Here is a 23381-nt window from a genome sequence, read left to right on the forward strand (position 1 = left end):
CCTCGTGACGACGACCCCGATCACTCCGAGCCTGATCGCCACCCTCCCCGGGCACTACTACACCGACCCGGACGTCTTCCGGCAGGAGCAGGAGCGCGTCTTCGAGTCGCTGTGGTTCTGCGCGGTCCGCAGCTCCGACCTGGACCGGCCGGGCGTCTTCCGCACCGTCCAGGTCGGCCGCGAGAACGTCATCATCACCCGCAACCGCCAGGGCGAACTCCGCGCCTTCCTCAACGTCTGCCGCCACCGCGGGGCCCGGCTCTGCCTGGAGGAGTCGGGCGAGACGCGCCGCACGCTCCAGTGTCCGTACCACGCTTGGACGTACGACCTCGACGGCAAGTTGATCGCCGCACCCAACTTGATCAAGATGCCCGACGTCGATCGGGTCGCGTACGGATTGATCAAGGTCTCTCTGCGCGAGTGGCTCGGCTACGCCTGGGTGTGCCTGGCGGACGAACCGCCCTCCTTCGAGGACACGGTCGTGCACGCCGCCGTGGAGCGCCTCGGTGACGTCGCCGCGATCGAGCACTACGGCACGGAGAACCTCGCGCTCGGCAAACGCATCACCTACGACGTGAAGGCGAACTGGAAGCTGATCGTCGAGAACTTCATGGAGTGCTACCACTGCGCGACGATCCACCCCGAACTGACCGAGGTGCTCCCGGAGTTCGCCGACGGCTACGCGGCCCAGTACTACGTGGGCCACGGCGCCGAGTTCGGCGCCGACGTCAAGGGCTTCACGGTCGACGGCGGCGAGGGCTTCGGCAAGCTCCCCGAGGTGAGCGCCGACCAGGACCGCCGCTACTACGCCATCACGGTCAAGCCGACGGTGTTCGTCAACCTCGTCCCGGACCACGTCATCCTGCACCGCATGTTCCCGCTCGCCGAGGACCGCACGGTCGTCGAGTGCGACTGGCTGTACGCCCCGGAGGTGGTGGCGTCGGGGGCGGACGTGTCGAGGTCGGTGGAGCTCTTTCACAGGGTGAACGTCCAGGATTTCGACGCCTGTGAACGGACGCAGCCGGCGATGTCTTCCCGGGCGTACCGCAAGGGCGGTGTGCTGGTCCCCAACGAGCACCACATCGGGATCTTCCACGAGTGGCTGGTCGAGCGGCTGGGAGGCGCGCATGCCGGACCTGTTCATTGACGGCGAGTGGCGGGGGGCGGTCGACCAACACACCCGGGAGATCCGCTGCCCGGCCGACGGATCCCTGGTCGGGGTCGTGGACGAGGCGGGCGGCGAGGACACGGCGGAGGCCATCACCGCGGCCCGCCGGGCCTTCGACGCAGGGCCCTGGCCCCGGACCCCGGCCTCCGAACGCGGCGATCTGCTGCTGCGCGTCGCGGAGCTGCTCCAACGCGACAAGGAGGCCCTCGCCCGCGCCGAGTCCCTGGACACGGGCAAGCGGCTCGTGGAGAGCGCGTACGACATCGACGACGTCGCGAACTGCTTCCGCTACTTCGGGCGGCTCGTGGCGAACGAGACCGGCCGGGTCGTGGACACCGGCAGGGAGGACATCGACAGCAGGGTGGTGCACGAGCCGGTCGGTGTGTGCGGTCTGATCACGCCCTGGAACTACCCGCTCCTGCAGACGGCCTGGAAAGTCGCCCCGGCCCTCGCCGCCGGCAACACCTTCGTGCTGAAACCGAGCGAGCTGACCCCGCACACCGCGATCCACCTCGTGCGGCTGCTGGCGGAGGCGGGGCTTCCGCCGGGCGCCGGAAATCTGGTCCTCGGCGCCGGTCCGGAGGCGGGCGCTCCGCTCGCCGACCATCCGGACGTGGACCTCGTCTCGTTCACCGGCGGCCTGGAGACCGGCCGCCGGCTGATGGCGGCCGCCGCCGGGACGGTGAAGAAGGTGGCCCTCGAACTCGGCGGCAAGAACCCGAACATCGTCTTCGCGGACGCCGGTTTCGAGGCGGCCGTCGACATGGCGCTGACGGCCGTGTTCCTGCACTCGGGGCAGGTGTGCTCGGCAGGTACGCGGCTGCTCGTCGAGGACGCGCTGCACGACCGGTTCGTCGACGAGGTCGTCCGGCGGGCGCGGGAGATCCGGCTGGGCGGGCCGTTCGACGAGCGGGCCCGGACCGGGCCGCTGATCTCGGAGGCGCACCGCGCCAAGGTCGAGGCGTACGTGGCGCGGGGCCTCGCGGAGGGCGCGGTGCTGCGCTGCGGCGGGGCGCGCCCGGACCGGCCGGACCTGGCCGACGGCTTCTACTACCTGCCCACCGTGCTGGACGCGTGCACCGCGGGGATGTCGGTGGTCCGGGAGGAGTCGTTCGGGCCGGTCCTCACCGTCGAGCGGTTCACGAGCGAGGAGGAGGCCGTACGCCTCGCCAACGACACGGTCTACGGCCTCGCCGGCGCCGTGTGGACGAGCGACGAGGCGCGCGCGGCGCGGGTGGCGGCCGGGCTGCGGCTCGGCACGGTCTGGATCAACGACTACCACCCCTACGTCCCGCAGGCGGAGTGGGGCGGTTTCAAGCAGTCCGGCTCCGGACGCGAACTGGGACACGCGGGGCTCGCCGAGTACCGCGAGACGAAGCACATCTGGCGCAACACCCGTCCCACCCCCCAGGGTTGGTTCGACTGACCGAAACCGACCTGTCGGAACACGCATCGAGGAACCGCCCATGACAGCTCCCGCGCAGTCCACGGACCCACACGGCCAGGACGACGCCGAACTCACCGAGTTCGGCTACAGACCCGAACTGAAACGGACCCTCGGCAACTTCCACACCTTCGCCGCCGGGATCAGCTACATCTCGATCCTGACCGGCACCTTCCAGCTGTTCTACTTCGGCTACGGCAGCGGCGGCCCCGCCTACTGGTGGTCGTGGCCGATGGTCTTCGTGGGCCAGTTCATGGTCGCCCTCTGCTTCGCGGAGCTGGCCGCCCGCTATCCCGTGGCCGGATCCGTCTACAACTGGTCGAAGAAGATAGGCAATCCGCATCTGGGCTGGCTCGCCGGCTGGATGATGTTGATCGCCTCGATCGTGTCCATATCGGCCGTGGCGCTGGCCTACCAGTTGACGCTGCCGCAGATCTCGTCTTTCTTCCAGTTCGTGGGGGACGGCACCGGTACGTACGACGTGGCGACCAACGCGGTCATCCTGGCCGCGGTGTTGATCCTGTTCACCACCCTGGTGAACGCCTTCGGCGTCAAGTTGATGGCGCGGATCAACACGGCGGGCGTGTTCATCGAGTTGATCGCCACTGTCGTACTGATCGTCCTGTTCGCCGTCCACATCACGCGGGGTCCCCAGGTCGTCATGGAGACGCACGGCACCGGCGCGGGATACGGAAACGGCTACCTGGGCGCCTTCCTGGTGGCCTCGCTGGCCTCGGCGTACGTCATGTACGGCTTCGACACCGCCGCCTCGCTGGGCGAGGAGTCCCTGGACCCGACCCGGAACGCGCCGCGCGCGATCATCCGGGCGATCGTCGCGTCCTTCATCCTCGGCGGGTTGATCCTGTTGCTCGCGTTGATGAGCGTGTCCAGTCTGAACGGCGAGAAGCTGTCCACGGACGGTCTGCAGTACATCGTGCTCGACGTGCTCGGCCCGACGGCCGGCAAGGCGATGCTGTGGTGCGTGTTGATCGCGGTGACGGTGTGCGCCCTGGCGGTGCACACGGCGGCGGTCCGGCTGGCGTTCGCGATGGCCCGCGACAACAACCTGCCCGCCTCCTCGAAGCTGGCCAAGTGCCACCCGCGGTTCCAGACGCCGGTCCTGCCCACCGTGATCATCGGGATCCTCGCGCTGGCGATCCTGGTGGTCAACATCCGCCAGCCGCAGATCTTCACCGTCGTCACCAGCATCGGCATCATCATGATCTACCTCGCCTATCTGGGCGTCACGGTGCCGCTGCTGGTCGCCCGGCTGCGGGGGAAGTGGCAGCCCGCGGACGGGGGCCGGTTCTCGCTGGGCCGCTGGGGCCTGCCGGTCAACATCCTGGCCGTGCTGTGGGGCGGGGCCATGACGCTCAACCTGATCTGGCCGCGGGCCGCCGTCTACAACGCCACGGAGCCCTACCACTGGTACCTGCGCTGGGGCGCGGTGCTGTTCGTCGCGGTCATCGCGGGCGGCGGCTTCGCCTACTACTGGTTCGTCCAGCGGCACCGCACCGGCGTGCTCGCCGAGCACCGCTCCGATGCCGCGGCCACCCCTCCCGTCACCGCCCCGGCGGCCGACTGAGGACCGAAGGAGGACCCATGAGTACGCATGAGTTCGACTACGTCGTGGTCGGCGGCGGCACCGCGGGCAACGTGGTGGCGGCCCGGCTCTCCGAGGACCCCTCGGTCACGGTGTGCGTCCTGGAGGCCGGCCCGAGCGACGTCGGCGACGACGACGTCCTGCGGCTGGAGCGCTGGATGGGCCTGCTGGAGTCCGGCTACGACTGGGACTACCCGGTCGAGCCCCAGGCCAGCGGCAACAGCTTCATGCGCCACGCCCGGGCGAAGGTGCTCGGCGGCTGTTCCTCCCACAACTCCTGCATCGCCTTCTGGGCGCCGGCCGAGGACCTCGACGACTGGGCGGCCGCGGGCTGCGCGGGCTGGAGCGCGGCCGACCTGTTCCCGCTGTACCGGCGGCTGGAGAACAACGACGCGCCCGGCGACCACCACGGCCGCACCGGCCCGGTCAAGCTGCGCACGCTGAAGAGCGACGACCCGTGCGGCACGGCCCTGCTGGAGGCGTGCGCGCAGGCGGGCATCCCCACGGTCGCCTTCAACACGGGCCGGACGGTGGTCAGGGGCGCCAACTGGTTCCAGATCAACGCCGACGAGAACAACATCCGCCAGTCGTCCTCGGTCGCCTATCTGCACCCGGTTCTCGGCAAGCGGCCCAACCTGGAGGTGCGGACGGGAGTCCGCGCCAAGCGGCTGGTCCTCGACGGGCGGCGCTGCGTGGGCGCCGAGTACCTCGACCCGGATCTGATCCACACCCGGACGGTACGGGCCCGCCGCGAGGTGATCGTGTCCTGCGGGGCGATCGACTCGCCGAAGCTGCTGATGCTGTCGGGCATCGGGCCGGCCGGGCACCTGCGCGAGGTGGGCGTGGAGGTCGTCGTCGACTCCCCGGGGGTCGGCGAGAACCTCCAGGACCATCCCGAGGGCGTGATCATGTGGGAGGCCCGGCAGCCCATGACCACCACGTCCAGCCAGTGGTGGGAGGCGGGCATCTTCTACGACACCGAGCCGGGGCTCGACCGGCCGGACCTGATGTTCCACTACGGGTCGGTGCCGTTCGACATGAACACGGCCCGGCACGGCTACCCCACCTCGGAGAACGCGTTCTGCCTCACGCCCAACGTGACGCGGGCCAGGTCGCGGGGGACGGTGCGGTTGCGGACCCGGGACTACCGGGACAAACCGAGGGTCGACCCGCGCTACTTCACGCACGAGCACGATGTGCGGGTGATGACGTACGGGCTGAGGCTGGCACGCCGGATCGCGGAACAGCCCGCGCTGAGCGGCTGGACGGGAGCGGAGCTGGCGCCCGGGCCGGAGGTGCGGACGGACGACGAGTTGCTCGACTACATCCACAAGACGCACAACACGGTGTACCACCCGTCCTGCACGGTGAAGATGGGCGCGGACGACGATCCGTCCGCTCCCCTGGACGCCCGGTTGCGGGTCAAGGGCGTCCAGGGGTTGCGGGTCGCGGACGGTTCGGTCATGCCGGATCTCGTCACCGTCAACCCGTGCATCACCACGATGATGATCGGCGAGAAGTGCGCGGATCTCCTGCGGGAGGACGCCTGACCTAAGAGGTCGCGGGCGCCGGGCGCTTGTACATCCTGGTCGCCGTGATCTCGCTGTGGACCGCCTCCCCCGCCTGGGGCTGCTGCGGCAGGCCCGGGCGGAGGTGTTCCTCGACGCTGATGTACTTCAGCCCCGCCCTCAGGTCGGCGTCGTTGCGCATGCGGATGACCAGGGGGAACTCGGCCAGCGCGGTGGTGTCGAACAGGCCGGTGGTGTACAGGAGCTGCACGCCCAGGGCGTCCGACACCGCCCGCTGGAGCTCCAGCAGGTAGGTGGCGTTGGCGCGGCCGATGGGGTTGTCGAGGAACAGCGTGCCCGCGTGCCGGTGCTTGTCGCGGCCCCGGTCGTTCGAACGCAGCGCGGCCATCGTGCAGTACAGGGCGATGGCGGCGGTGAGGAGCTGGCCGCCGGAGAAGACGTCGCCCATCTGCCCGACGGGTACGCGCTCGGCGCGCAGCACCGCGTCCGGCTTGAGGATCTCGACGGCGACACCCTTGGGCTGCAGCGCCGCCGCGACGCCCCGGAGGAGCAGGGACATGCCGTCCCGTCGCAGGTCGGAGTTCTTCTTGACGGCGGCGCGGGTCGCCTCGTCGATGACCTCGCCGAGCCGCTCGGTGAGCGTGGCCTGGTCGGGCTCCTCGAAGCGGATGCGCAGGAACTCCTGCCCGGACCACTCGCCGAGGCCCTCGGGCAGCCGGGAGAGCCGCTGGGCCGAGCGCAGGGTGGCCAGGGCGGACTCGACCAGGCCGCGCAGCCGGTCCACGATCGAGTCGCGGTTGCGTTCCAGCTGCTCCAGTTCGTCGGTGAGGACCCTCAGGCGGGGCGCGAAGGCGTCCGCCCACTTCTGGGCGTGCTCGGGCAGCGCGGAGGCGGGCAGTTCGCGGATCTGCTGCCGGGCCGGGGTGCGGACCTGCTCGTAGCGGGTGGAGTTGGCGTGCCGGACGAGGATGTCGCTCGCCTCGCGGACGGCGGCCTCGGCGGCGGACAGGTCGGCGGCGCAGCCGCGCAGCGAGCGGCGGGCCTCGGCGGCCGCCTGCCGGGCCTCCTCCGGACTGCCGGGGTACGGCTCGGACTCCTCCTGCTCCTCCTCCGTGGTGTGCTCGCGCAGCAGGTCGCGGAGCATGGCGGCGATCTCGTCGAAGCCGCTCGCCGCGTCCTCGGCGGCGCGGTGGGCGTCGAGGAGTTCGGCGTGCGCCTCCCGGGCCTGGTCGAGCGCCTCGGTGTGGGAGGCGAGTTCGGCGGTGGCGGTGCGCAGCAGGGTCTGCGCGTGCTCGGCGTCGCGCGGCTGGAGGTCCTCGGGGAGGTCGGTGTGGGCCTCGCCGTCCTCGGGGGCGTGCCGTTCGGCCTCGCCGCGCAGCCGGCCGAGCTGCTCGCTCGCGGTCGACATGCGGGTCTCGAGGAGCTGCACCAGTTCCTCGGCGCGGGCGGCGGCGGCCTGGCGGCTCGGCCCGTCGGAGCCGTCGGGGGATTCGAGGAGTTGCTCCGCGCGCGTGCGGACCTTGTTGCTCAGCCGGTCCAGCTCGGCGCGGGCCGCGCTCTCGTCGCTCTCCGCGCGGGCCTGCTCGGCGCGCAGGTCGGCGCCCACGCCGACCTTCTCGTACACCTGGGAGGCGGCCCGGTATGCCTCGCGCAGCGCGGGCAGGGAGGCCTTCGGGGTCTGGGTGTCGTCCTCGGGCACGTCGTCCGGGGCGCCGGCGATCTCGGAGCGCTCGGCGCGCAGCGCGCGGGCGGTGCGGCGGGCGTCGTCGGCGGCGCGCTGGGCGGCACGGCGGTCCTCGTCGGCGGCCCGGGCCCGCTCCAGGCAGGCCTGGGCGCTCGCCTCGGCCTCGGCGGCCTCGTCGGCCAGTTCGCGCAGCTTGACCTGCCAGCCGGCCCGCTCGCGCAGCCGGAAGGCGAGCCCGGCGAGGGCGTCGGCGGAGCGGCGGGCCTTCTGGGCGGCCTCCTGCCGTTCGTCGCGGACGCGTGCGGCTTCGGCGGCGGCCTCGTCGGCCTCGGCCCGGACGGTGCGCGCCTCGGCCAGTTCGGCTTCCGACTCCTCGGCGAACGCGCGGGTGTCGTGGGCCGCCTGGGCCAGTTCGGCCAGCCGGCCGGCGGGGCAGCCGGTGCGCCAGGAGGCGAGCCGGGCGGCCAGCTCGCGGTCCTTGCCGAGCCGGGCGGCGAGCGTGCGGATCTCCTCGTCCCGCTCGGTCGCCCGGGCGCGCAGCGCCTGCCGTTCCTCGTCGGCGGCGTGCTCGTCGTGCATGGCCGGGTTCGGCGGCACGAGGAAGACGTCGCCGCTGTCGGTGTCCGGGGCAGGGGTCGGGGCGAGCAGGGCGGCGGCGGTGCCGACCGCCACGGCGGAACGCGGCAGCAGCGCCGCGTCCCCCAGCGCCTCGCGGGCGCGGGCGTGGGAGTCGGGGTCGGTGATGATCACGCCGTCGACGAGTTCGGGCCGGGCGGCCAGCACGCGCGCGTGGTCGGCCGGGTCGACGGCCTGGGCGAGGTAGCGCCAGCCGGGCAGCGCGGGGATGCCGTGTTCGCCGAGGAACTCGACCGTGGCCAGCACGTCCGGGCCGGGCGGCAGCAGCCCGCCGTCACCGAGGGCGCCGAGGATGCGGGAGTCGTCGGCGGCGGCCGTACGCAGCTCGAACAGCTGTCGTTCGGCGGAGGAGACGGCGTCGTCGAGCAGCGCACGCAGGTCGTCGGCGAAGCGGTCGAGTTCCTCGGCGGTGAGGCCCTGCCCGCCGGGGCCGGACGGGGTGGGCTGCTCGTCGTCCGTGCCGTGGCGGGGCTGCGGGATGCCGGGGCGGGTCTCGGGGGTCAGGCTGAGCAGGTCGGCCAGGCGCTCCTCCGCCGCGAGGGCCTCGGCGGTGCGGCGCTCGGCCTCGTAGGCCCGCTCCGCCGCCGTGGCCGCGTCCGCCGCGCGGGCCGCGGTCAGTTCGGCGCGGGTCTCGGTGGCGGCGGCCTCGCGGGCGTGCTCCGTGGCCCGGCGGGACGCCTCGCGGGCGGAGTCCCAGGCCGCGACGGCGGTCTTCTCCGCGTCGCTGGCAGCGAGGGCGGCACGGGCCGGGTCGGCGTCCGGCGCGCTGTCGTCGAGCCAGCCGGCCCGGACCGCCTCGGCCGTCTCCTGTTCGACCTCGGCGAGGCGCTGCTTGAGGTGCCCGACCTCGCTGCGGGCCCGCTGCGCCTGCGTGGCGGCGGCGGTGGAGTCCCGGTAGGCCGCGTCGCTGACCTCCTGGAGGGCGGCGGACCGCTCCTCCTCCTCGTTGGCGTGGTGCTCGGCCTTCTCCGCGGCCGCGTGCAGGGCCCGGACGAGGTCGACGGCGGCCTTGGAGCGGGCGGCCAGCGCGGGGGCGGCGTCCCGCTCGGCCTCCTGGATCGCGGCGGACACGCGGGCGACGCGGTCGGCGGCGGCGCGGTGGCGCAGGACGGCCTCGGCGGCCTGCCACGCGGAGTACAGCGTGCGGGCGTCGGCGAGTTCGCGTTTCTGCGCGGCGGCGGACTTCTCGGCGGCGGCGAGGGCCAGGGAGGCGTGCCGGTAGGCGAGTTCGGCGGAGATCAGCGCGCTGCGCTCGCGGGCCGCCTCGGCGTGGGTGACGGCGTACGCGGCGGCGGTGACCCGCTGGGCGAGGTCGGCGGCCCGCACCCGCTCCTGGACGCCGCGCGCGGACAGCCTGCGGGCGAGCGTCCTGGTCCGGCGCTCGGCTCCGGCGTGGATGTCACGCGCGCGTGCGCGCGCCTCGGCGGCCTCGACGATCCGCCCGAGCAGGTCGACGGACCCGGCGGTGAAGTCGCGCTCGGCGATCAGCTCGGCCCTGCGGCCCAGCTTGTTGCCGAACCCGCTGACCAGGTCGGCGAGCCCGTCGGTGTCGCGGGTGTCGGTGACGGCGCGCAGCAGCAGGTCGGTGAAGTCGGCGTCCTTCTTGACGGCGAAGAGACCGGCGGCCTCGCCTTCGTCGGCGTTCATCTCCCGCTGGTAGCGGAAGAGTTCCGGGTCGAGGCCGAGGTCGCCCAGGTGCTCGATCCAGCGGTCGTGGATCTCCTCCCAGTGCACCTCCAGGTGCGGGTAGTTCTTGCCCGCCTCCATGAGGGCGTCCCGGAAGCCCTTCATGGTGCGGCGCCGCCCGCGCGCCCCCGACTGGCCCTCGACCGGGGGGCGTACGGCGGTGGACTCGGCGACGGGCAGGTTGTCGAGGCTGAGACCGGGGCCGGGCCGGAAGGAGTACCAGGCCTCGGCGAACTTCCGCGGGTCGTTGGAGACCTGCCGCCCGCGCCACTCGCTGACCTTGCCGACGACGACGCACTCGCCGGTCAGCACGTGCTGCCACTCCAGCGCGACGTGTCCGCAGTCGTCGGCGAGGAGGAACTTGCGCAGGACGCCGGAGCTGGCGCCGCCGAGCGTGTTGCGGTGTCCCGGCAGCATCACGGAGAAGATCAGCTTGAGCAGCACCGACTTGCCGCCGCCGTTCTCCAGGAACAGCACGCCGGCGGGCGCGGGCCGGCGCGGCGGGCCGACGGGCTCCTCCTCGAAGAACTCCGCCTGCGTGGGTGCGGGGTCGGGCACGGGCTCGCCCACGCCCCGCAGGTCGAGCACGGTGTCGGCGTAGCGCGCACCGGCCGGCCCGATGGAGTAGAGGCGGACCCGGGACAGCTCGTACATGGCGGACTCTCGTAAGTCTTCGTGAGGTGGGGAGTGTTCAGGAGGAGTGGAACGGCAGCCCGGCGTCGGCGACCAGCTCCAGGTCGTCGCTCTCCTCGGCGGGCAGCAGCGTGGGTGTGCCGTCGGTGACCGGGACGACGCCCAGCTCCAGCAGCTCGGCCATGGCGGCGCTGCCGGCCATGTCGCGGACCTGGAGCTGGTAGCGGGCGGTCGTGCGGTACGTGCCGCCGTTGTCGTCGCCGGTGCGCTGGAGGAAGCCGGAGTCGGTGAGGAAGGCGACGGCCTTGGCGACGATGCCGGTGGTCGAACCGGCCGGGCGGCGCGCGTCCTTGGTGGCGCCGGTCGCGCTGCGCCGCATCCAGATCCGCCAGGCGGCCTCCAGTCCGGGCGCGTCGGTCACCGGGTCGGTGTTCTCGCCCTGTTCGGCGGCGCGCTCCTCCAGGCGGCGGCAGGCCTGGCGCACGAAGGCGTCGACGCCGTTGACCGTGACCCGGCCGATGTAGCCGTCGTCGGCGAGGTCCTCGGGGCGCGGGAACGCCATGGCGGCGACGGCGAGATGGGCGAGCCCGTGCAGGAACCGGTCGCCGCCGTCGGCGGACGTACGACGCGCGTAGTCACCCATGCGGACGGCGAACACCGAGTCCTCGGCGGCGGTCACGACCATGCCCGAGCGCGGGGACACCTCCAGCACGATCAGCCCCAGCCCGGTCGCCACCGCGTCGGCGAGCCGCGCGAACGGCGGGTCCTCGCGGTAGCGCCGCAGCAGGTCCGCGTACTCCTGGTCGCGGGCGGGCTGCAGCTTGGGCTGCAGCCCGAAGGACACGAGCCGCGCCGCGTCGGCGGCGTCGGCGGGGGTGACGGCGGCGGTGGCCGCGGGGGCCGGGCTCTCCGCGTCGCTCCACTCGACGTGCTCGCTCACGACGTGAACTCCTTGATCTTGGAAACCAGTCTGGGGCCGGCGCCCTCTGGGGCGCGGGGAACTGCGCGACCGGCCACGGCGGGCCCGCGGCCGCCCTCCGGCAGAAGCATCACGCGGCCTCCGTCCGGTCCGCCGCCATCCCCGCCGCGTCCAGCAGCGCGGTGCCGACGATCAGGTCCGCCCCGCCGAACTCCGGGTCGTCGAGCTCGGTCCCGTCGTCCACGGCGAACAGCAGTTTCTGCTCGCCCTGGCGGTAGGCGGTGCCGACCGGCGGGCTCGCGGCGTGCACCGCCAGCAGGGCCACCAGGTACGGCAGCTCGGGGTCCTGCCGCCGGGCCTCGGCCAGCAACCCGGACAACCGGCGCGGCGCGTCCGCCGGCAGGTCGAGCAGCTCCTGCGCCGCCGCCATCTGCTCCTCGCTGAACCGGCTGTCGTCGGGCGTGGCGATGAGGTCCGGCTCGGGCATCTCCGCACCCAGGTGCTCCCGCTCCACCGGCGGCGTCAGCAGTATGTCGACGAGGTCACCGACCCGGACGGACACCGGTGTGCGCAGCCCCGTGCCGCGGGCGAAGAACGCGTCGGTGACGCGGACGGCCTGCTCCAGCGGCAGCGGGAGGACCGGCGCGACGAGATGGCCGTACAGGTCTATCCCCGAGGTGGTCGTCGGCGTGGCGAATGCCTGCCGGTCCTGCTCGGCGCGGAACAGGGGGCCCGCCTCCAGCAGCCGGGACTGCAGCTGCGTGTGCCGGCGGATGCAGTCCTTGACGATGTCGACCAGCTCGGCGGCTCGCCGCTTGTGCTCGGGGTCCTCGGACTCATCGCGGGCCTTGCGGATGTTCGTGAGGATCGCGTTCTCGTGGCGGTAGCGGTCGGCCACGTGCTCCAGGGCCTCGGCGATCATGTCGGGCACCGTGGTGAGCCAGTCCACCGCGCGGACGTTGCGCCGGGTCGCGTCCAGGGCCTTGCGCAGGGTTTCCGAGTACTGCACGGTGCGGTAGCGGGCCTGTTCGGCCGCGAGCTGGGCGTCGGCGAGCCGACCGCGGCTGATCAGCACCTCCAGCTTGACCTCGGCGGCGATCTGCGCGCTGGTGACGTCCGTGTCGAGGGCGCCGACGAGGACGTTGACCGCCTCGTCCGTCGTGCGGAGGTACACCGTGCCGCCCGGACCGGGGACCTCCTCGATCAGCTTGAAGTCGTAGTCCCTGCGCACATAGGTGCCGTCCGCCGCGAACGTGCCGTACACCGCGCGGAAGCCGCGGTCGACGCTGCCGACGTTGATCAGGTTCTCCAGGACCCAGCGGGCCACCCGCTCGTGCTCGGCGGCGGGGCGCTGCGGGGCCTGGGCGGCGATGCGCGGGATGAGGCGGGCGACGATCTGGTCGTGGTCGGCGCCCGTGTCGAAGTCCATGTTGAGCGTGACGAGGTCGATGGCGGCGAGGGCGACCTCCGCCATGCCGTACACCGAGTACTCGCCGGCGAGGTTGGCCTTGCGCGCGTCCAGGTCGTGCAGCGGCGCGGTGCAGGCGAGGGCGCGCAGGCGGCGCGCCAGGCCCTCGTCGGCGGCCGGCCCCAGGGCGGGGCGCGGCCCCGCGCTGAGCTGGGGCGGAACGCTGTCCGTGGATGCAGGCGAAGTCACGGTGCACAGACTAGGTCCTGGGTCTGACATCGACCCAAACGACGCGGTACGCCTCGGCGGCGCCCGGCCTCAGCCGTCCTCGCCGACGCGCCGGCGGTACACCTCGACGACCCTCCCCAGTGAGTCGTCGAGGTAACCGGCGAGCAGCCTCTCGGCCTGCTCGCGGTCCCCGCCCTGAAGAGCCTGGAGGATTGCGACATTTCGCGCGATATAGGGCTCGTGCAGCTGTTGGGGTTCGTCCACCACGTGGAACGCGAGGCGCAGTTCGGCGAAGACGCTGCGCATCAGCTCGGCCGTGCGCTCGCTCCCGGCCAGTGCCACCAGTTCCCGGTGGAAGTGGATGTTGGCCGTACCCACTCCCTTCCAGTCACCCTCCCGGGCCGCCCGACGCCCCTCCTCCACGGCACCGGCCAGCCCGTCGAGGCCGTACGGCGGCTCCCCCATGCCTCGGACGACGGCGCATTCCACGAGCCGCCGGGTGCGGTAGATGTCCTCGACGTCCTCCACGGTCAGGACCCGGACGAAGACGCCCCGGTTCAGCTCGTGGACGAGCAGGCGTTCGTGCGTGAGCAGCCGGAACGCCTCGCGCAGCGTGTTGCGGGAGACGCCGAGCGCGCCGCCGATGCTGTCCTCGGACAGGCGGGTGCCGGGCGGGAAGTAGCCCTCGGCGATCCGGCTCCTGAGGATGTCCGAGACCCGTTCCGCGGTGCTGGTGCGCCCCAGGAGAGCCCGGTCGTCGGCGAGGTCCTTCAGCTGCTCTGCCATGCCGGAATTCAATCGCAGTTCCCAAGAACGAACCAACATGGGTATTGAGGGATCGTTGAACAATCCTCTACGGTGCTACGCACGGCGTCGCCTCCCTCACCGCGGCGCCGACCGCTTCCGCACGGCACGGCTCCCTGAAGCACCCCCCGTCCTCCCTCTGCGAGGTGCCCATGAGCACGACTCCTCCACCGCAGGCCCTCACCGACGACCCGCGCCCCGCCACCACCGAACGCACCTCGGACGACGGGGCGTTCGGCTGGCTGCGGGCCCTGGGTCCGCGCGGCCGCCGCGCGTTCGCCGGTGCCTTCGGCGGCTATGCCCTGGACTCGTACGACTACTTCACGCTGCCGCTGAGCATGGTCGCGCTGTCCGCGTACTTCGGCCTGAACAGCGGCCAGACCGGACTCTTCACGACGGTCACGCTGGTGGTCTCCGCGGTCGGCGGCGCCCTCGCGGGCGTCCTCGCGGACCGCATCGGACGCGTCAAGGCCCTGATGGTCACAGTGATCACGTACGCGGTGTTCACCGTCGCCTGCGGTTTCGCGCCCAACTACGAGACGCTGCTGGTCTTCCGCGCCCTCCAGGGCCTCGGTTTCGGCGGCGAGTGGGCGGTCGGCGCGATCCTGGTCGCCGAGTACGCGAGCGCCAAGCACCGAGGGCGCACGCTCGGCGCGATCCAGAGCTCCTGGGCCGTGGGCTGGGGCCTCGCCGCGATCGTGTACACGTTCGTCTTCTCGATCGCGGGCGACGACCTGGCCTGGCGCATCATGTTCTGGACCGGGGCGCTGCCCGCGCTGCTCGTCATCTGGCTGCGGCGCAGTGTGCACGACGCTCCCGAGGCGGCCGCGGCGCGCGAACAGAGCGCGGAGAAGGGCTCGTTCAAGGCGATCTTCAAGCCCGGCCTGCTGCGGGTCACCGTCTTCGCCGGGCTGCTGTCGACCGGTGTCCAGGGCGGCTACTACACGCTGGCCACCTGGGTGCCGACGTACCTGAAGTCCGAGCGGGAGCTGTCGGTCGTCGGCACCGGCGGCTATCTGGCGTTCCTCATCTCGGGCGCCTTCATCGGCTACCTGACCGGCGGCTACCTCACCGACAAACTGGGCCGGCGGCGCAACATCTGGCTCTTCGCCCTGCTGTCGGCGATCTGCATCCTGGCGTACGCGAACATCCCCAGCGGCGCCAACACCCTGCTCCTGGTGCTGGGTTTCCCGCTCGGGTTCTGCATGTCGGCGATCTTCAGCGGCTTCGGCTCCTACCTGAGCGAGCTGTACCCGACGGCGGTGCGCGGCACGGGGCAGGGCTTCACGTACAACACCGGGCGCGCGGTGGGCGCCGTGTTCCCGACGACGGTCGGCTTCCTGGCCGACAGCTGGGGCGTGGGCGGCGCGCTGGTCTTCGGGGCGATCGGCTACGGCATCGCGGCACTGGCCCTGCTCGGGCTGCCGGAGACGCGCGGGAAGGAGCTCACGTGAACCGCACGAGCGCGGAGGACCGTCCCCTGGTCCTCGTCGACGAGCACGCGCGCGCGTGGAGCCCGAAAACGGCCCGGGCCCGCTTCCGGGAAGGCCTCACGGGCCCCACGGCCGGGGTCGCGGGCGGCCACACCCAGGTCAACCTGATCTCGGTGCCGGCCGACTGGGCCTACGACATGCTGCTGTTCTGCCAGCGCAACCCCAAGCCGTGTCCCGTCCTCGACGTCACGGACGCCGGGTCCTGGACGACCGTGCTCGCCGAGGGCGCCGACCTGCGCACGGACCTGCCGCGCTACCGGGTGTGGCGGGACGGCGAGCTGGTGGACGAGCCGACCGACGTGCGCGCGTACTGGCGGGACGACCTGGTGTCGTTCCTCATCGGGTGCAGCTTCACCTTCGAGTGGGCGCTGGCGGAGGCGGGCGTGCCGATCCGCCACGTCGAGCAGGGCCGCAACGTCCCGATGTACGTGACGAGCCGGCCGTGCCGTCCGGCGGGGCGGTTGCACGGCCCCATGGTGGTGTCGATGCGGCCGGTGCCGCCCGAGCACCTGGCGGCGGCGATCCGGGAGAGCAGCCTGCTGCCCGCGGTGCACGGCAGCCCGGTGCACTGCGGCGATCCCGCGGGGCTGGGCATCGAGGACCTCGGCCGGCCCGACTTCGGCGACGCGGTGGACACCGAGCCGGACGACATCCCGGTGTTCTGGGCGTGCGGGGTGACCCCGCAGGCGGCCGTCATGGCCTCGCGCCCGCCGTTCGCCCTCACCCACGCCCCGGGGCAGATGTTCCTCACCGACGCCCGCGACGAGCAGTACCGCGTGGCCTGACAGGAGTGAAAGTGACCTCGATCGACCTGAACGCCGACCTCGGCGAGGGCTTCGGCCGCTGGCGGCTCACCGACGACGAACAGCTGCTGTCCGTCGTCACCAGCGCCAACGTGGCCTGCGGCTTCCACGCCGGGGACGCGGTCACCATGCGCCGGGTGTGCGCGCTGGCGGCCGAGCGCGGGGTGCGGATCGGCGCCCAGGTGTCCTACCGCGACCTGGCCGGGTTCGGGCGGCGCGCGATGGACGTGCCGCCCGCCGAGCTGGCGGCCGAGGTGGCCTACCAGATCGGCGCGCTGGAGGTGTTCGCGCGCGCGGCGGGCGCCCGCGTGGCCTACGTCAAACCGCACGGCGCGCTCTACAACCGGGTCGTGCACGACGAGGAGCAGGCCGCCGCGGTCGTCGACGGCGTTCTCCTCGCGGACGGCAGGCTGCCCGTGCTCGGCCTGCCCGGCTCACGCCTGCTGGAGCTGGCCGCGAAGGCCGGGCTGCCGGTCGTCACGGAGGCGTTCGCCGACCGCGCCTACACCGACGCGGGCACCCTCGTGCCCCGCTCCCAGGAGGGCGCCGTGGTCACCGACCCGGAGGCCGTCGTGGAGCGGTCCCTGGGGCTGGCCCGCTCCGGCGAGGTGGTCTCCCGCTCGGGGACGCGCATCGGGGTGCGCGCGCGGTCCCTGTGCCTGCACGGCGACACCCCCGGCGCGGTGGAACTGGCCCGCCGCGTCCGGGAGCGGCTGAAGTCCTCCGGAGTCCGGGTGGAGGCCTTCGCATGAAGGTGCTGCCCGTCGGCGAGGACGCCCTGCTCGTCGAGGTCTCCTCGGGCGACGCGGCCCAGGCCCTGCACGCGGAGCTGCTGCGGCGCCGCGCGGAGGGCTCGCTGTCCGTCCGCGAGATCGTCCCCGCGGCCCGCACGGTCCTCCTCGACGGCCTCGACGCGCCCGCCCGGGTGGCCGCCGAACTGACCGCGGCCGACCTCCCGCCCGCTCCCCCACGCGCGCGTGCGGTGGTCGAGATCCCGGTGCGCTACGACGGCCCGGACCTGGCCGACGTCGCCGCGCACTGGGGCGTGCCCGAGCGGGAGGTCGCCCGCATCCACGCGGACACGGAGTTCCGGGTCGCCTTCTGCGGCTTCGCGCCCGGCTTCGGCTATCTCACCGGCCTGCCGCCGCGCTACGACGTGCCGCGCCGGGCCACCCCGCGCACGGCCGTCCCGGCGGGGTCGGTGGCGCTGGCGGGCCCGTACACGGGCGTGTATCCCCGCTCCTCCCCGGGCGGCTGGCAGCTGATCGGCACGACGGACGCCGTGCTGTGGGACCACGCGCGCGTGCCGGCGGCGCTGCTGTCGCCGGGCACGCGCGTGCGGTTCGTCCCCGAGGCGCGCTCATGACGGACCGCGCGCTCGCCGTCGTACGGGCCGGCGCCCTGACCACCGTGCAGGACCGGGGCCGCCCCGGGCACGCCCACCTCGGCGTGCCCCGCTCCGGGGCGCTGGACGGGCCCGCCGCGGACCTCGTCAACCGGCTGACCGGCAACCCGCCCGGGGCGGCCGTGCTGGAGACGACCCTCACCGGCTGTGCCGTGCGTCCTCGTTCGCCCGTCACCGTGGCGGTGGCGGGCGCGCCCTGCCGGGTCACGGTGGACGGACGGCCCGCCGCCTGGGGCGCGCCGGTGCGCGTGCCCGCCGGGGCGCTGCTGGACGTCGGCCCGGCGGTGTCGGGCGTACGCGCCTACGTGGGCGTCTCCGGGGGCATCGCCGTGGAACCCGTGCTCGGCAGCCGCTCGACCGACCTGCTGTCGGGGCTCGGCCCGGCGCCGCTCACGGACGGCACGGTGCTGCCCCTGGGCAGGCCGACGGGGGTGCACGCGCGCGTGGACGTCGCCCCGCAGCCGGCGCCACCGGCCGAGCTGGTCCTGCGGGTGACCCTCGGCCCGCGTGACGGCTGGTTCACGCCGGAGGCCGTGCGCGCCTTCCTCTCCCGCGCCTACCGGGTGTCCGCCACGAGCAACCGCATCGGGCTGCGCACGGAGGGCCCCGCCCTGGAGCGGGCCCGGGCCGGGGAACTGCCCAGCGAGGGCATGGTGCTGGGAGCCGTCCAGGTCCCGCCCGACGGCAGGCCCGTGGTGTTCCTGGCCGACCACCCGACCACCGGGGGCTACCCGGTGATCGCGGTGGTCCGCGCCACCGACCTGCCGGCCGCCGCCCAGGCGGTTCCCGGTACACCGGTCCGCTTCGTGGCGGTGCGGCGCGCCTAGGGGACGGAGACGGCCGACGTGACGCTCTGCTCTCTCAGGCCGCCTCCGTCTGCTCCCCCACCGACAGCGCGGCGAGGGCCGCCGACACCGCCGCCGAGGCCCGGAGATCGAGGCGGGCGCTCGTCCCCCGGGCGCGGTGCCGGAGTTCGTCGGCGGCGAGGGTCAGGAGCTGGGGCAGCAGGTCGGTGCAGCGGCGGGCCACCCAGCCGGTGCCGGCCGTGGCCAGCCACCACAGGTCGGCGGATTTCGTCGGTGCGGGGAACTCCGGCTCGGGCGAGGGCGCGGGCCCGGTCGCGAGGCCGTGCTCCGCGAGCAGCGCGTGGAAGCGCAGGGCCAGTTGCCGGTGCCCCCGCTCGCCGGGGTGCAGGCGGTCCGCGCTCCACATCGCGCGGTCGGTGATCCAGTCGCCCTCGCAGGCGTGCACGTGCAAGGCTCCGTACCGGTCGGACAGGGCGTGCACCACCGTGTTGACGGCCCGTTGCCGCCGGGCCAGCGGCTGCGCCAGTGCCCCCGGCAGCCCGAGCATCGCGCCCGGGTCGGGCAGGCAGGCGGTGAGCAGCACCGCGCCCTGCTCGGTGCACGCCGCGTACACCTGGTCGAGGCGGGCTGCCACGGCCTGGATGTCGAAGGTGCAGCGCAGGGTGTCGTTGACGCCGACGACGACGGACACGAGGTCGGGCCGCAGCTCCAGCGCGGCGGGCAGCTGCCGCTCCAGCACGTCCCGGGTCTGCGATCCGCTCACGGCGAGGTTGGTGAACCGAACGGTTCCCGTCCCCAGCCCGGCGGCGAGCAGCGCGGCCCAGCCGCGCCACCCGTCGCCCACGGGGTCCCCCACTCCCTCGGTCAGCGAGTCCCCGAGGGCCACGAACCTCACAGCCCCCTCGCACCGGCGGGAAGCCCCCTCGCCCGGCGCGGTTCTCATGCCACGCCTCCGGGCACGTACGGCCGCACGGGCACAGCCGCGTCGTGCGCGGCCAGGAACGCGTCGACCGCCGCGTTCCACCCGAAGCACTCCGCACGCGCGCGTGCCGCCTCGCGCCGGTCCGCCTCGAGGCGTTCCAGCAGCAGGTCCACGGCGTCCGCGAAGGCCTCCCCGCGGTCCGCGGCGACGGCCCCGGCGGAGCCGATCACCTCCGGCAGCGCGGACGACGCGCTCGCCACCACGGGCGTGCCGCACGCCATGGCCTCCAACGCGGCGAGCCCGAAGGTCTCGGCGGGCCCGGGCGCCAGGGCCACGTCGGCGGACGCCTGGAGCGCGCCCAGCAGCCCGCGGTCGGAGACGTGCCCGAGGAACGTGACCGGCAGGCCGCCCTCGCGGGCCCGCTGTTCGAGCCGCGCGCGCAGCGGACCGTCCCCGGCCACCACCAGCACCGCCCGCCGCCCGCGCCGCCGCAGCGCCTCCAGGGCGTCCAGGGCCGTGCCGGGCCGCTTCTCCACGGACAGCCGGGAGCACATCACGAGCAGCGTCTCGTCCTCGCGCGCGTGCCGCGCCCGTACGTTCGGGTCGCGCAGGGCGGGGTGCCGCTGCACGAGGTCGACGCCGAGCGGGGCCCGGACGACGTTGCGCGCCCCGATCCGCACGAACTCCCGCTCGGCGAACTCGGTGGTGCACACCACGCGCGCGTACGTGTGGGCCGTACGGACGTTGAGGGCGTCGGCGGCACGCCGGGCGGCCCCCTCGGGCAGGCCCCAGGTGCGCAGGACGCCGTCCGCGGTCTCGTGGGAGACCATCACGGCCGGGACCCGGGCGCGCCGCGCCCACTTGCCGGTCCACCTGAGGGTCGTCCGGTCGGACACCTCCAGCCGGTCCGGCGCCAGCTCCTCCAGCAGCCGGGCCACCCGCCGCTTGTCGGCGAGGACGCGGTAGCCGCCGGTGCCGGGCAGCAGCGGCCCCGGAAGGGTGATCACCCGTCCCTGCTCGGTCTCCTGGTCGCTCGTCCGCTCGCCGGGGATCACGAGGACGGGCTCGTGACCCGCCGCCTTGAAGCCCTTGCCGAGTTCGCGCAGCGCGGTGCGCAGCCCGCCGGACGCGGGCGCGACGAAGTTGGCCAGCCGGACGATCCGCAGCGACCGGCGGTCGGCGGTGTTCGCGTTCATGCCGCCACCGCCGTCCGGCGCCCGGCGAGCACGTTCGCGTAGTGCCCGATCAGCTGGTCGCCGACGGCGGCCCAGGTGCGGCCCTCGACCGTGGCCCGCCCGGCGGCCCCGAAGGCGGTCCGCAGCCCGGGGTCGGCGGCGAGGGCCCGCACCGCGTCCCGGACGGCACTCGCGTCGCGCGGCGGCACCAGCAGCCCGGTGTGCCCGTGGGCGACCAGGTCCAGCGGCCCGCCCGCGGCGGGCGCCACGACGGGCAGGCCGCTGGCCATGGCCTCCTGGACCGTCTGACAGAACGTCTCGAAGGGGCCCGTGTGCGCGAAGACGTCGAACGAGGCGAAGACCCGGGCGAGGTCGTCACCGGTGCGCCGACCGAGGAAGACCGCGCCGGGCAGCGCCTGCTCCAGGCCGGGCCGGCTCGGGCCGTCGCCGACGACCACGACCCGGACGCCTTCCAGGCCGCAGACGCCGGCGAGGAGTTCGACCTGCTTCTCGGGGGCGAGCCGGCCGACGTAGCCGACGATCAGCTCGCCGTTCGGGGCGAGTTCGCGGCGCAGGGCCTCGTCGCGGCGGTCTGGCCGGAACCGTTCGGTGTCCACACCGCGCGGCCACAGCTTGACCCGGGGCACTCCGTGCGACTCCAGGTCGTTCAGGGCGGCGCTGGACGGGGCGAGGGTGAGGTCGGCGGCGCCGTGGACGGAGCGGATGCGCCGCCAGGCGGCGGCCTCGCCGGCGCCCATGTAGGTGCGGGCGTATCCGGCCAGGTCGGTCTGGTAGACGGCGACGGCGGGGACGCCGAGGCGGGCTGCGGCGGCCATGCCGCGTACGCCGAGGACGAAGGGGCTGGCCAGGTGAACGACATCGGCACGGTGCTCGATGAGGGCGGCGGCCAGGCGTCGGCTGGGGAGGGCGACGCGGACCTGGGGGTAGCCGGGGAGCGGAAGGGAGGGGACGTGGACGACGGGGCACGGCGCGGACGCGTCGGGCTTGTTCCCGGGGGCGGGGGCCGGGGCGACGACGACGGGGGCGTGACCGCGCTCGACGAGGTGCCGGGCGGTCTGGAGCGCGCAGTGGGCCACGCCGTTCACGTCGGGGGGAAAGGATTCGGTCACGATGACGACACGCATACCCGTGTTGTCGCCGTGCCGGACGTGGCCGCGTCAACGTGGATCTTTCCGAACGAGGAACGTCCTATGAGCGTTCCGAGGCGCCCCCGCCCAGGTCAGGCCGTGTCCATGCCCCCCTGACCCGCGAGTCACCCCACGTTCACCTCCGCGGCCTGATTCCGCCTTGGATTTCCTGCGCGAGGGGGGTCACACAGCGGTCTCCTCGGGACCGATGCGGCTGCGGACGGCCGTCTGCACCTCGGCCTCCTCGGCGGGGTCGGCGGCGAGCCGGCGCAGTCGCTCGACGACGCGGGTGTCGCCGGTCTCGGCGTGCCGGGCGGCGAGTTCGCGGGTGGTCTCCTCGCAGTCCCACAGGCACTCGACGGCGAAGCCGGTGGCGAAGGAGGGGTCGGTGGCGGCGAGGGCCCGGGCGGCCCGGCCGCGCAGATGGGAGGAGGCGGTCTCGCGGTAGACGTGGCGCAGGACGGGTGCGGCGCAGGCGATGCCGAGCCGTCCGGTGCCGTCGACGAGGGTCCACAGGGTCGGTGCGTCCGGGCCTTCGCCCCGAACCGCCTCGCGCAAGGCGGCGAGGACCAGGTCGCGGTCCTGGACGCCGCCCCGGCAGGCGAGGAGGCGTCCGGCGGCGGCGCCGAGGGCGTCCGGCCGCCGGGCCCAGCCGCGGGCCCGGTCGACGGCGGCGAGCGAGCGCATGCGTTCGAAGGCGTCGACGGCGGCGTCCACGACGAGCGTCGAACCGGTTGCCACGGCGCCCTCGATCAGGTCGAGGGCGTCGGGATCGTTGCCGTCGGCCAGATAGCGCAGGGCCGTGCACCGGGCCCCGTCGCCGCCGTCCTTGGCGGCCTGGACGATCTCGGCCCGGTCCTCGGGGCCCGCCACGGCGGAGAGACAGCGGGCCGCCGGGACGTGCAGGGCGGCGCCTCGCTCGATGCCCTGCTGGGCCCACTCGAAGACGGCCTGCACGCTCCATCCGGGGCGTGGACCCGTCGGCCGCATCTGCCGCTGCCAGCGGTCGAAAGAGCCCGTCTCATGGGCGGCACGCACGCGTGTGGCGACGGATTCGCGCGGGTCGTCGGCCCACAGGCGCCACGGCCGGGGCTCGAAGGCGTCCCGGACGGCGGCGGCCAGCTCGGCGTCGCCCTCCGGATCGGCCGGGAAGCGGGCGAGGACGGGCGCGGCGAGGGCGCGCAGGCCCGCGTCGTCGTCCCTGAGGGCCAGCTCGTCCAGGGCCCAGGCCCAGTTGGTGCCGTGGGCGGCGTACCTGCGCAGCAGTTCGAGCGCGTCCCGCCTGCCGTAGGAGGCGAGGTGTCCGAGGACGGCGAGGGCGAGGCCGGTGCGTGACTCGTCGGTGTCGAGGACGTCCTCGGCGTCGAAGAGATGGGCCTCGACCGCGTCCAGCTCGCCGTTCAGGTCGAGGTAGAGGCGGGCGTAGTAGAGGGAGCGGTTCTCCACCTGCCAGTCGTGGCGGGGATCGCGCAGCACGCAGTGGTTCAGCGCCGCGAGCGCCTCGGGGCGCGGGGCGGTGAGCGCGTGCAGTGTGCCGTCGCCGCGGCCCCGCTGGAGCAGGCCGAGCAGCGTACCGCTGGGCGCTATGACCGGATCGAACATGGGAAACAGCCTCACATCAAGCGTCGACGCAACCGGGGACGTGTACTACCTGGCCGCGCGACAACACGTCGGAGTGCCCGCCGTTTCCTGCTTGCTGTAGACCATCTTCCTCTGCCTCTCGTCGGTGGCCCTTGCGGACCGCGTCACGGCCCGCGCGGTGCGGCAACACCTGCCCAACCATCACGTCCGTGAACCACGTCGTCATGATGACTCGGCACTTCCGTCTGCCGCGACCGAAATTTCGGCGGCCCTGTACCGCCTCCCCCGTTTTCTCAGTCGTTCCAG

Annotated in this window: 17 protein-coding genes; 9 read left to right on the top strand and 8 right to left on the bottom strand. The window is 73.7% G+C overall.

Annotated elements, in window-relative coordinates:
- Positions 1-4 precede the first annotated feature (4 nt).
- The 4 genes from ABZ386_RS36940 to ABZ386_RS36955 are packed head-to-tail and all read left to right on the top strand — an operon-like array spanning position 5 to position 5765.
- Entirely contained in the window at positions 5-1147 is a 1143-nt protein-coding gene (locus ABZ386_RS36940) for an aromatic ring-hydroxylating dioxygenase subunit alpha (protein ID WP_358967981.1), read from the top strand.
- Entirely contained in the window at positions 1128-2594 is a 1467-nt protein-coding gene (locus ABZ386_RS36945; protein WP_358967984.1) for an aldehyde dehydrogenase family protein, read from the top strand. Before ABZ386_RS36940 ends, ABZ386_RS36945 begins: the two co-directional genes overlap by 20 nt.
- Positions 2595-2634: 40 nt before the next feature.
- The gene (locus ABZ386_RS36950) at positions 2635-4197 is read left to right on the top strand and encodes an amino acid permease (protein WP_351346924.1); all 1563 of its coding nucleotides are present in this window, start codon (positions 2635-2637) and stop codon (positions 4195-4197) included.
- Positions 4198-4214: 17 nt separating this feature from the next.
- The gene (locus ABZ386_RS36955) at positions 4215-5765 is read left to right on the top strand and encodes a GMC family oxidoreductase N-terminal domain-containing protein (protein ID WP_358967986.1); all 1551 of its coding nucleotides are present in this window, start codon (positions 4215-4217) and stop codon (positions 5763-5765) included.
- A gap of 1 nt (position 5766) precedes the next feature.
- Here the strand turns inward: ABZ386_RS36955 and ABZ386_RS36960 are convergent, their stop codons facing one another.
- The 4 genes from ABZ386_RS36960 to ABZ386_RS36975 all read right to left on the bottom strand — a co-directional run bounded on the left by ABZ386_RS36960 (position 5767) and on the right by ABZ386_RS36975 (position 13724).
- Positions 5767-10404 (bottom strand): hypothetical protein, encoded by a 4638-nt coding sequence (locus ABZ386_RS36960; protein ID WP_358967988.1) that lies wholly within the window; start codon positions 10402-10404, stop codon positions 5767-5769.
- A 37-nt stretch (positions 10405-10441) separates the two neighbouring features.
- Positions 10442-11323 (bottom strand): hypothetical protein, encoded by an 882-nt coding sequence (locus ABZ386_RS36965; RefSeq protein ID WP_351346930.1) that lies wholly within the window; start codon positions 11321-11323, stop codon positions 10442-10444.
- A gap of 109 nt (positions 11324-11432) precedes the next feature.
- Entirely contained in the window at positions 11433-12959 is a 1527-nt protein-coding gene (locus ABZ386_RS36970) for a hypothetical protein (protein ID WP_351346932.1), read from the bottom strand.
- Between the two features lie 69 nt (positions 12960-13028).
- Entirely contained in the window at positions 13029-13724 is a 696-nt protein-coding gene (locus ABZ386_RS36975; protein ID WP_358967991.1) for a GntR family transcriptional regulator, read from the bottom strand.
- 170 nt (positions 13725-13894) lie between these two features.
- Between ABZ386_RS36975 and ABZ386_RS36980 the strand changes: the two genes are divergently transcribed.
- The 5 genes from ABZ386_RS36980 to ABZ386_RS37000 are packed head-to-tail and all read left to right on the top strand — an operon-like array spanning position 13895 to position 18270.
- Complete coding sequence (locus ABZ386_RS36980) at positions 13895-15196, top strand: MFS transporter (protein ID WP_358967994.1); 1302 nt, start codon at positions 13895-13897, stop codon at positions 15194-15196.
- On the top strand, positions 15193-16020 hold the full coding sequence (locus tag ABZ386_RS36985) for a putative hydro-lyase (protein WP_355724103.1): 828 nt from the start codon (positions 15193-15195) through the stop codon (positions 16018-16020). The genes ABZ386_RS36980 and ABZ386_RS36985 overlap by 4 nt, the downstream gene beginning before the upstream one ends.
- An 11-nt stretch (positions 16021-16031) precedes the next feature.
- On the top strand, positions 16032-16790 hold the full coding sequence (locus ABZ386_RS36990; protein WP_355724106.1) for a 5-oxoprolinase subunit PxpA: 759 nt from the start codon (positions 16032-16034) through the stop codon (positions 16788-16790).
- A complete protein-coding gene (gene pxpB / locus ABZ386_RS36995) occupies positions 16787-17404 on the top strand; it encodes a 5-oxoprolinase subunit PxpB (RefSeq protein WP_356505064.1) in 618 nt (205 codons plus the stop codon). Before ABZ386_RS36990 ends, pxpB begins: the two co-directional genes overlap by 4 nt.
- Positions 17401-18270 carry a biotin-dependent carboxyltransferase family protein gene (locus ABZ386_RS37000; RefSeq protein ID WP_351346943.1) on the top strand — a complete coding sequence of 290 codons (870 nt, stop codon included), beginning with the start codon at positions 17401-17403 and terminating at the stop codon, positions 18268-18270. The genes pxpB and ABZ386_RS37000 overlap by 4 nt, the downstream gene beginning before the upstream one ends.
- 34 nt (positions 18271-18304) lie before the next feature.
- Here the strand turns inward: ABZ386_RS37000 and ABZ386_RS37005 are convergent, their stop codons facing one another.
- The 4 genes from ABZ386_RS37005 to ABZ386_RS37020 form a co-directional block, all read right to left on the bottom strand.
- Positions 18305-19192 carry an SGNH/GDSL hydrolase family protein gene (locus ABZ386_RS37005; protein WP_358967999.1) on the bottom strand — a complete coding sequence of 296 codons (888 nt, stop codon included), beginning with the start codon at positions 19190-19192 and terminating at the stop codon, positions 18305-18307.
- Positions 19189-20367: a glycosyltransferase gene (locus ABZ386_RS37010; RefSeq protein ID WP_351346947.1), complete on the bottom strand. Its 1179-nt coding sequence runs from the start codon at positions 20365-20367 to the stop codon at positions 19189-19191. The genes ABZ386_RS37005 and ABZ386_RS37010 overlap by 4 nt, the downstream gene beginning before the upstream one ends.
- Positions 20364-21491 carry a glycosyltransferase family 1 protein gene (locus tag ABZ386_RS37015; RefSeq protein ID WP_351346949.1) on the bottom strand — a complete coding sequence of 376 codons (1128 nt, stop codon included), beginning with the start codon at positions 21489-21491 and terminating at the stop codon, positions 20364-20366. The genes ABZ386_RS37010 and ABZ386_RS37015 overlap by 4 nt, the downstream gene beginning before the upstream one ends.
- A gap of 186 nt (positions 21492-21677) precedes the next feature.
- On the bottom strand, positions 21678-23096 hold the full coding sequence (locus ABZ386_RS37020) for a HEAT repeat domain-containing protein (protein WP_351346951.1): 1419 nt from the start codon (positions 23094-23096) through the stop codon (positions 21678-21680).
- Positions 23097-23381 lie beyond the last annotated feature (285 nt).

Origin of the sequence: Streptomyces sp. NPDC006140, assembly GCF_040628815.1 — a bacterium.
Classification (GTDB): domain Bacteria; phylum Actinomycetota; class Actinomycetes; order Streptomycetales; family Streptomycetaceae; genus Streptomyces.

What these genes read in the sequence shown, in the direction of transcription:
- ABZ386_RS36955 (WP_358967986.1), top strand. Translation starts at nt 4,215, where the DNA reads ATGAGTACGCATGAGTTCGACTACGTCGTGGTCGGCGGCGGCACCGCG.
- ABZ386_RS37000 (WP_351346943.1), top strand. Translation starts at nt 17,401, where the DNA reads ATGACGGACCGCGCGCTCGCCGTCGTACGGGCCGGCGCCCTGACCACC.
- ABZ386_RS36960 (WP_358967988.1), bottom strand. Translation starts at nt 10,404, where the DNA reads ATGTACGAGCTGTCCCGGGTCCGCCTCTACTCCATCGGGCCGGCCGGT.
- ABZ386_RS36945 (WP_358967984.1), top strand. Translation starts at nt 1,128, where the DNA reads ATGCCGGACCTGTTCATTGACGGCGAGTGGCGGGGGGCGGTCGACCAA.
- ABZ386_RS37005 (WP_358967999.1), bottom strand. Translation starts at nt 19,192, where the DNA reads ATGAGAACCGCGCCGGGCGAGGGGGCTTCCCGCCGGTGCGAGGGGGCT.
- ABZ386_RS36975 (WP_358967991.1), bottom strand. Translation starts at nt 13,724, where the DNA reads ATGGCAGAGCAGCTGAAGGACCTCGCCGACGACCGGGCTCTCCTGGGG.
- pxpB (WP_356505064.1), top strand. Translation starts at nt 16,787, where the DNA reads ATGAAGGTGCTGCCCGTCGGCGAGGACGCCCTGCTCGTCGAGGTCTCC.
- ABZ386_RS37015 (WP_351346949.1), bottom strand. Translation starts at nt 21,491, where the DNA reads ATGCGTGTCGTCATCGTGACCGAATCCTTTCCCCCCGACGTGAACGGC.
- ABZ386_RS37010 (WP_351346947.1), bottom strand. Translation starts at nt 20,367, where the DNA reads ATGAACGCGAACACCGCCGACCGCCGGTCGCTGCGGATCGTCCGGCTG.
- ABZ386_RS37020 (WP_351346951.1), bottom strand. Translation starts at nt 23,096, where the DNA reads ATGTTCGATCCGGTCATAGCGCCCAGCGGTACGCTGCTCGGCCTGCTC.
- ABZ386_RS36950 (WP_351346924.1), top strand. Translation starts at nt 2,635, where the DNA reads ATGACAGCTCCCGCGCAGTCCACGGACCCACACGGCCAGGACGACGCC.
- ABZ386_RS36980 (WP_358967994.1), top strand. Translation starts at nt 13,895, where the DNA reads ATGAGCACGACTCCTCCACCGCAGGCCCTCACCGACGACCCGCGCCCC.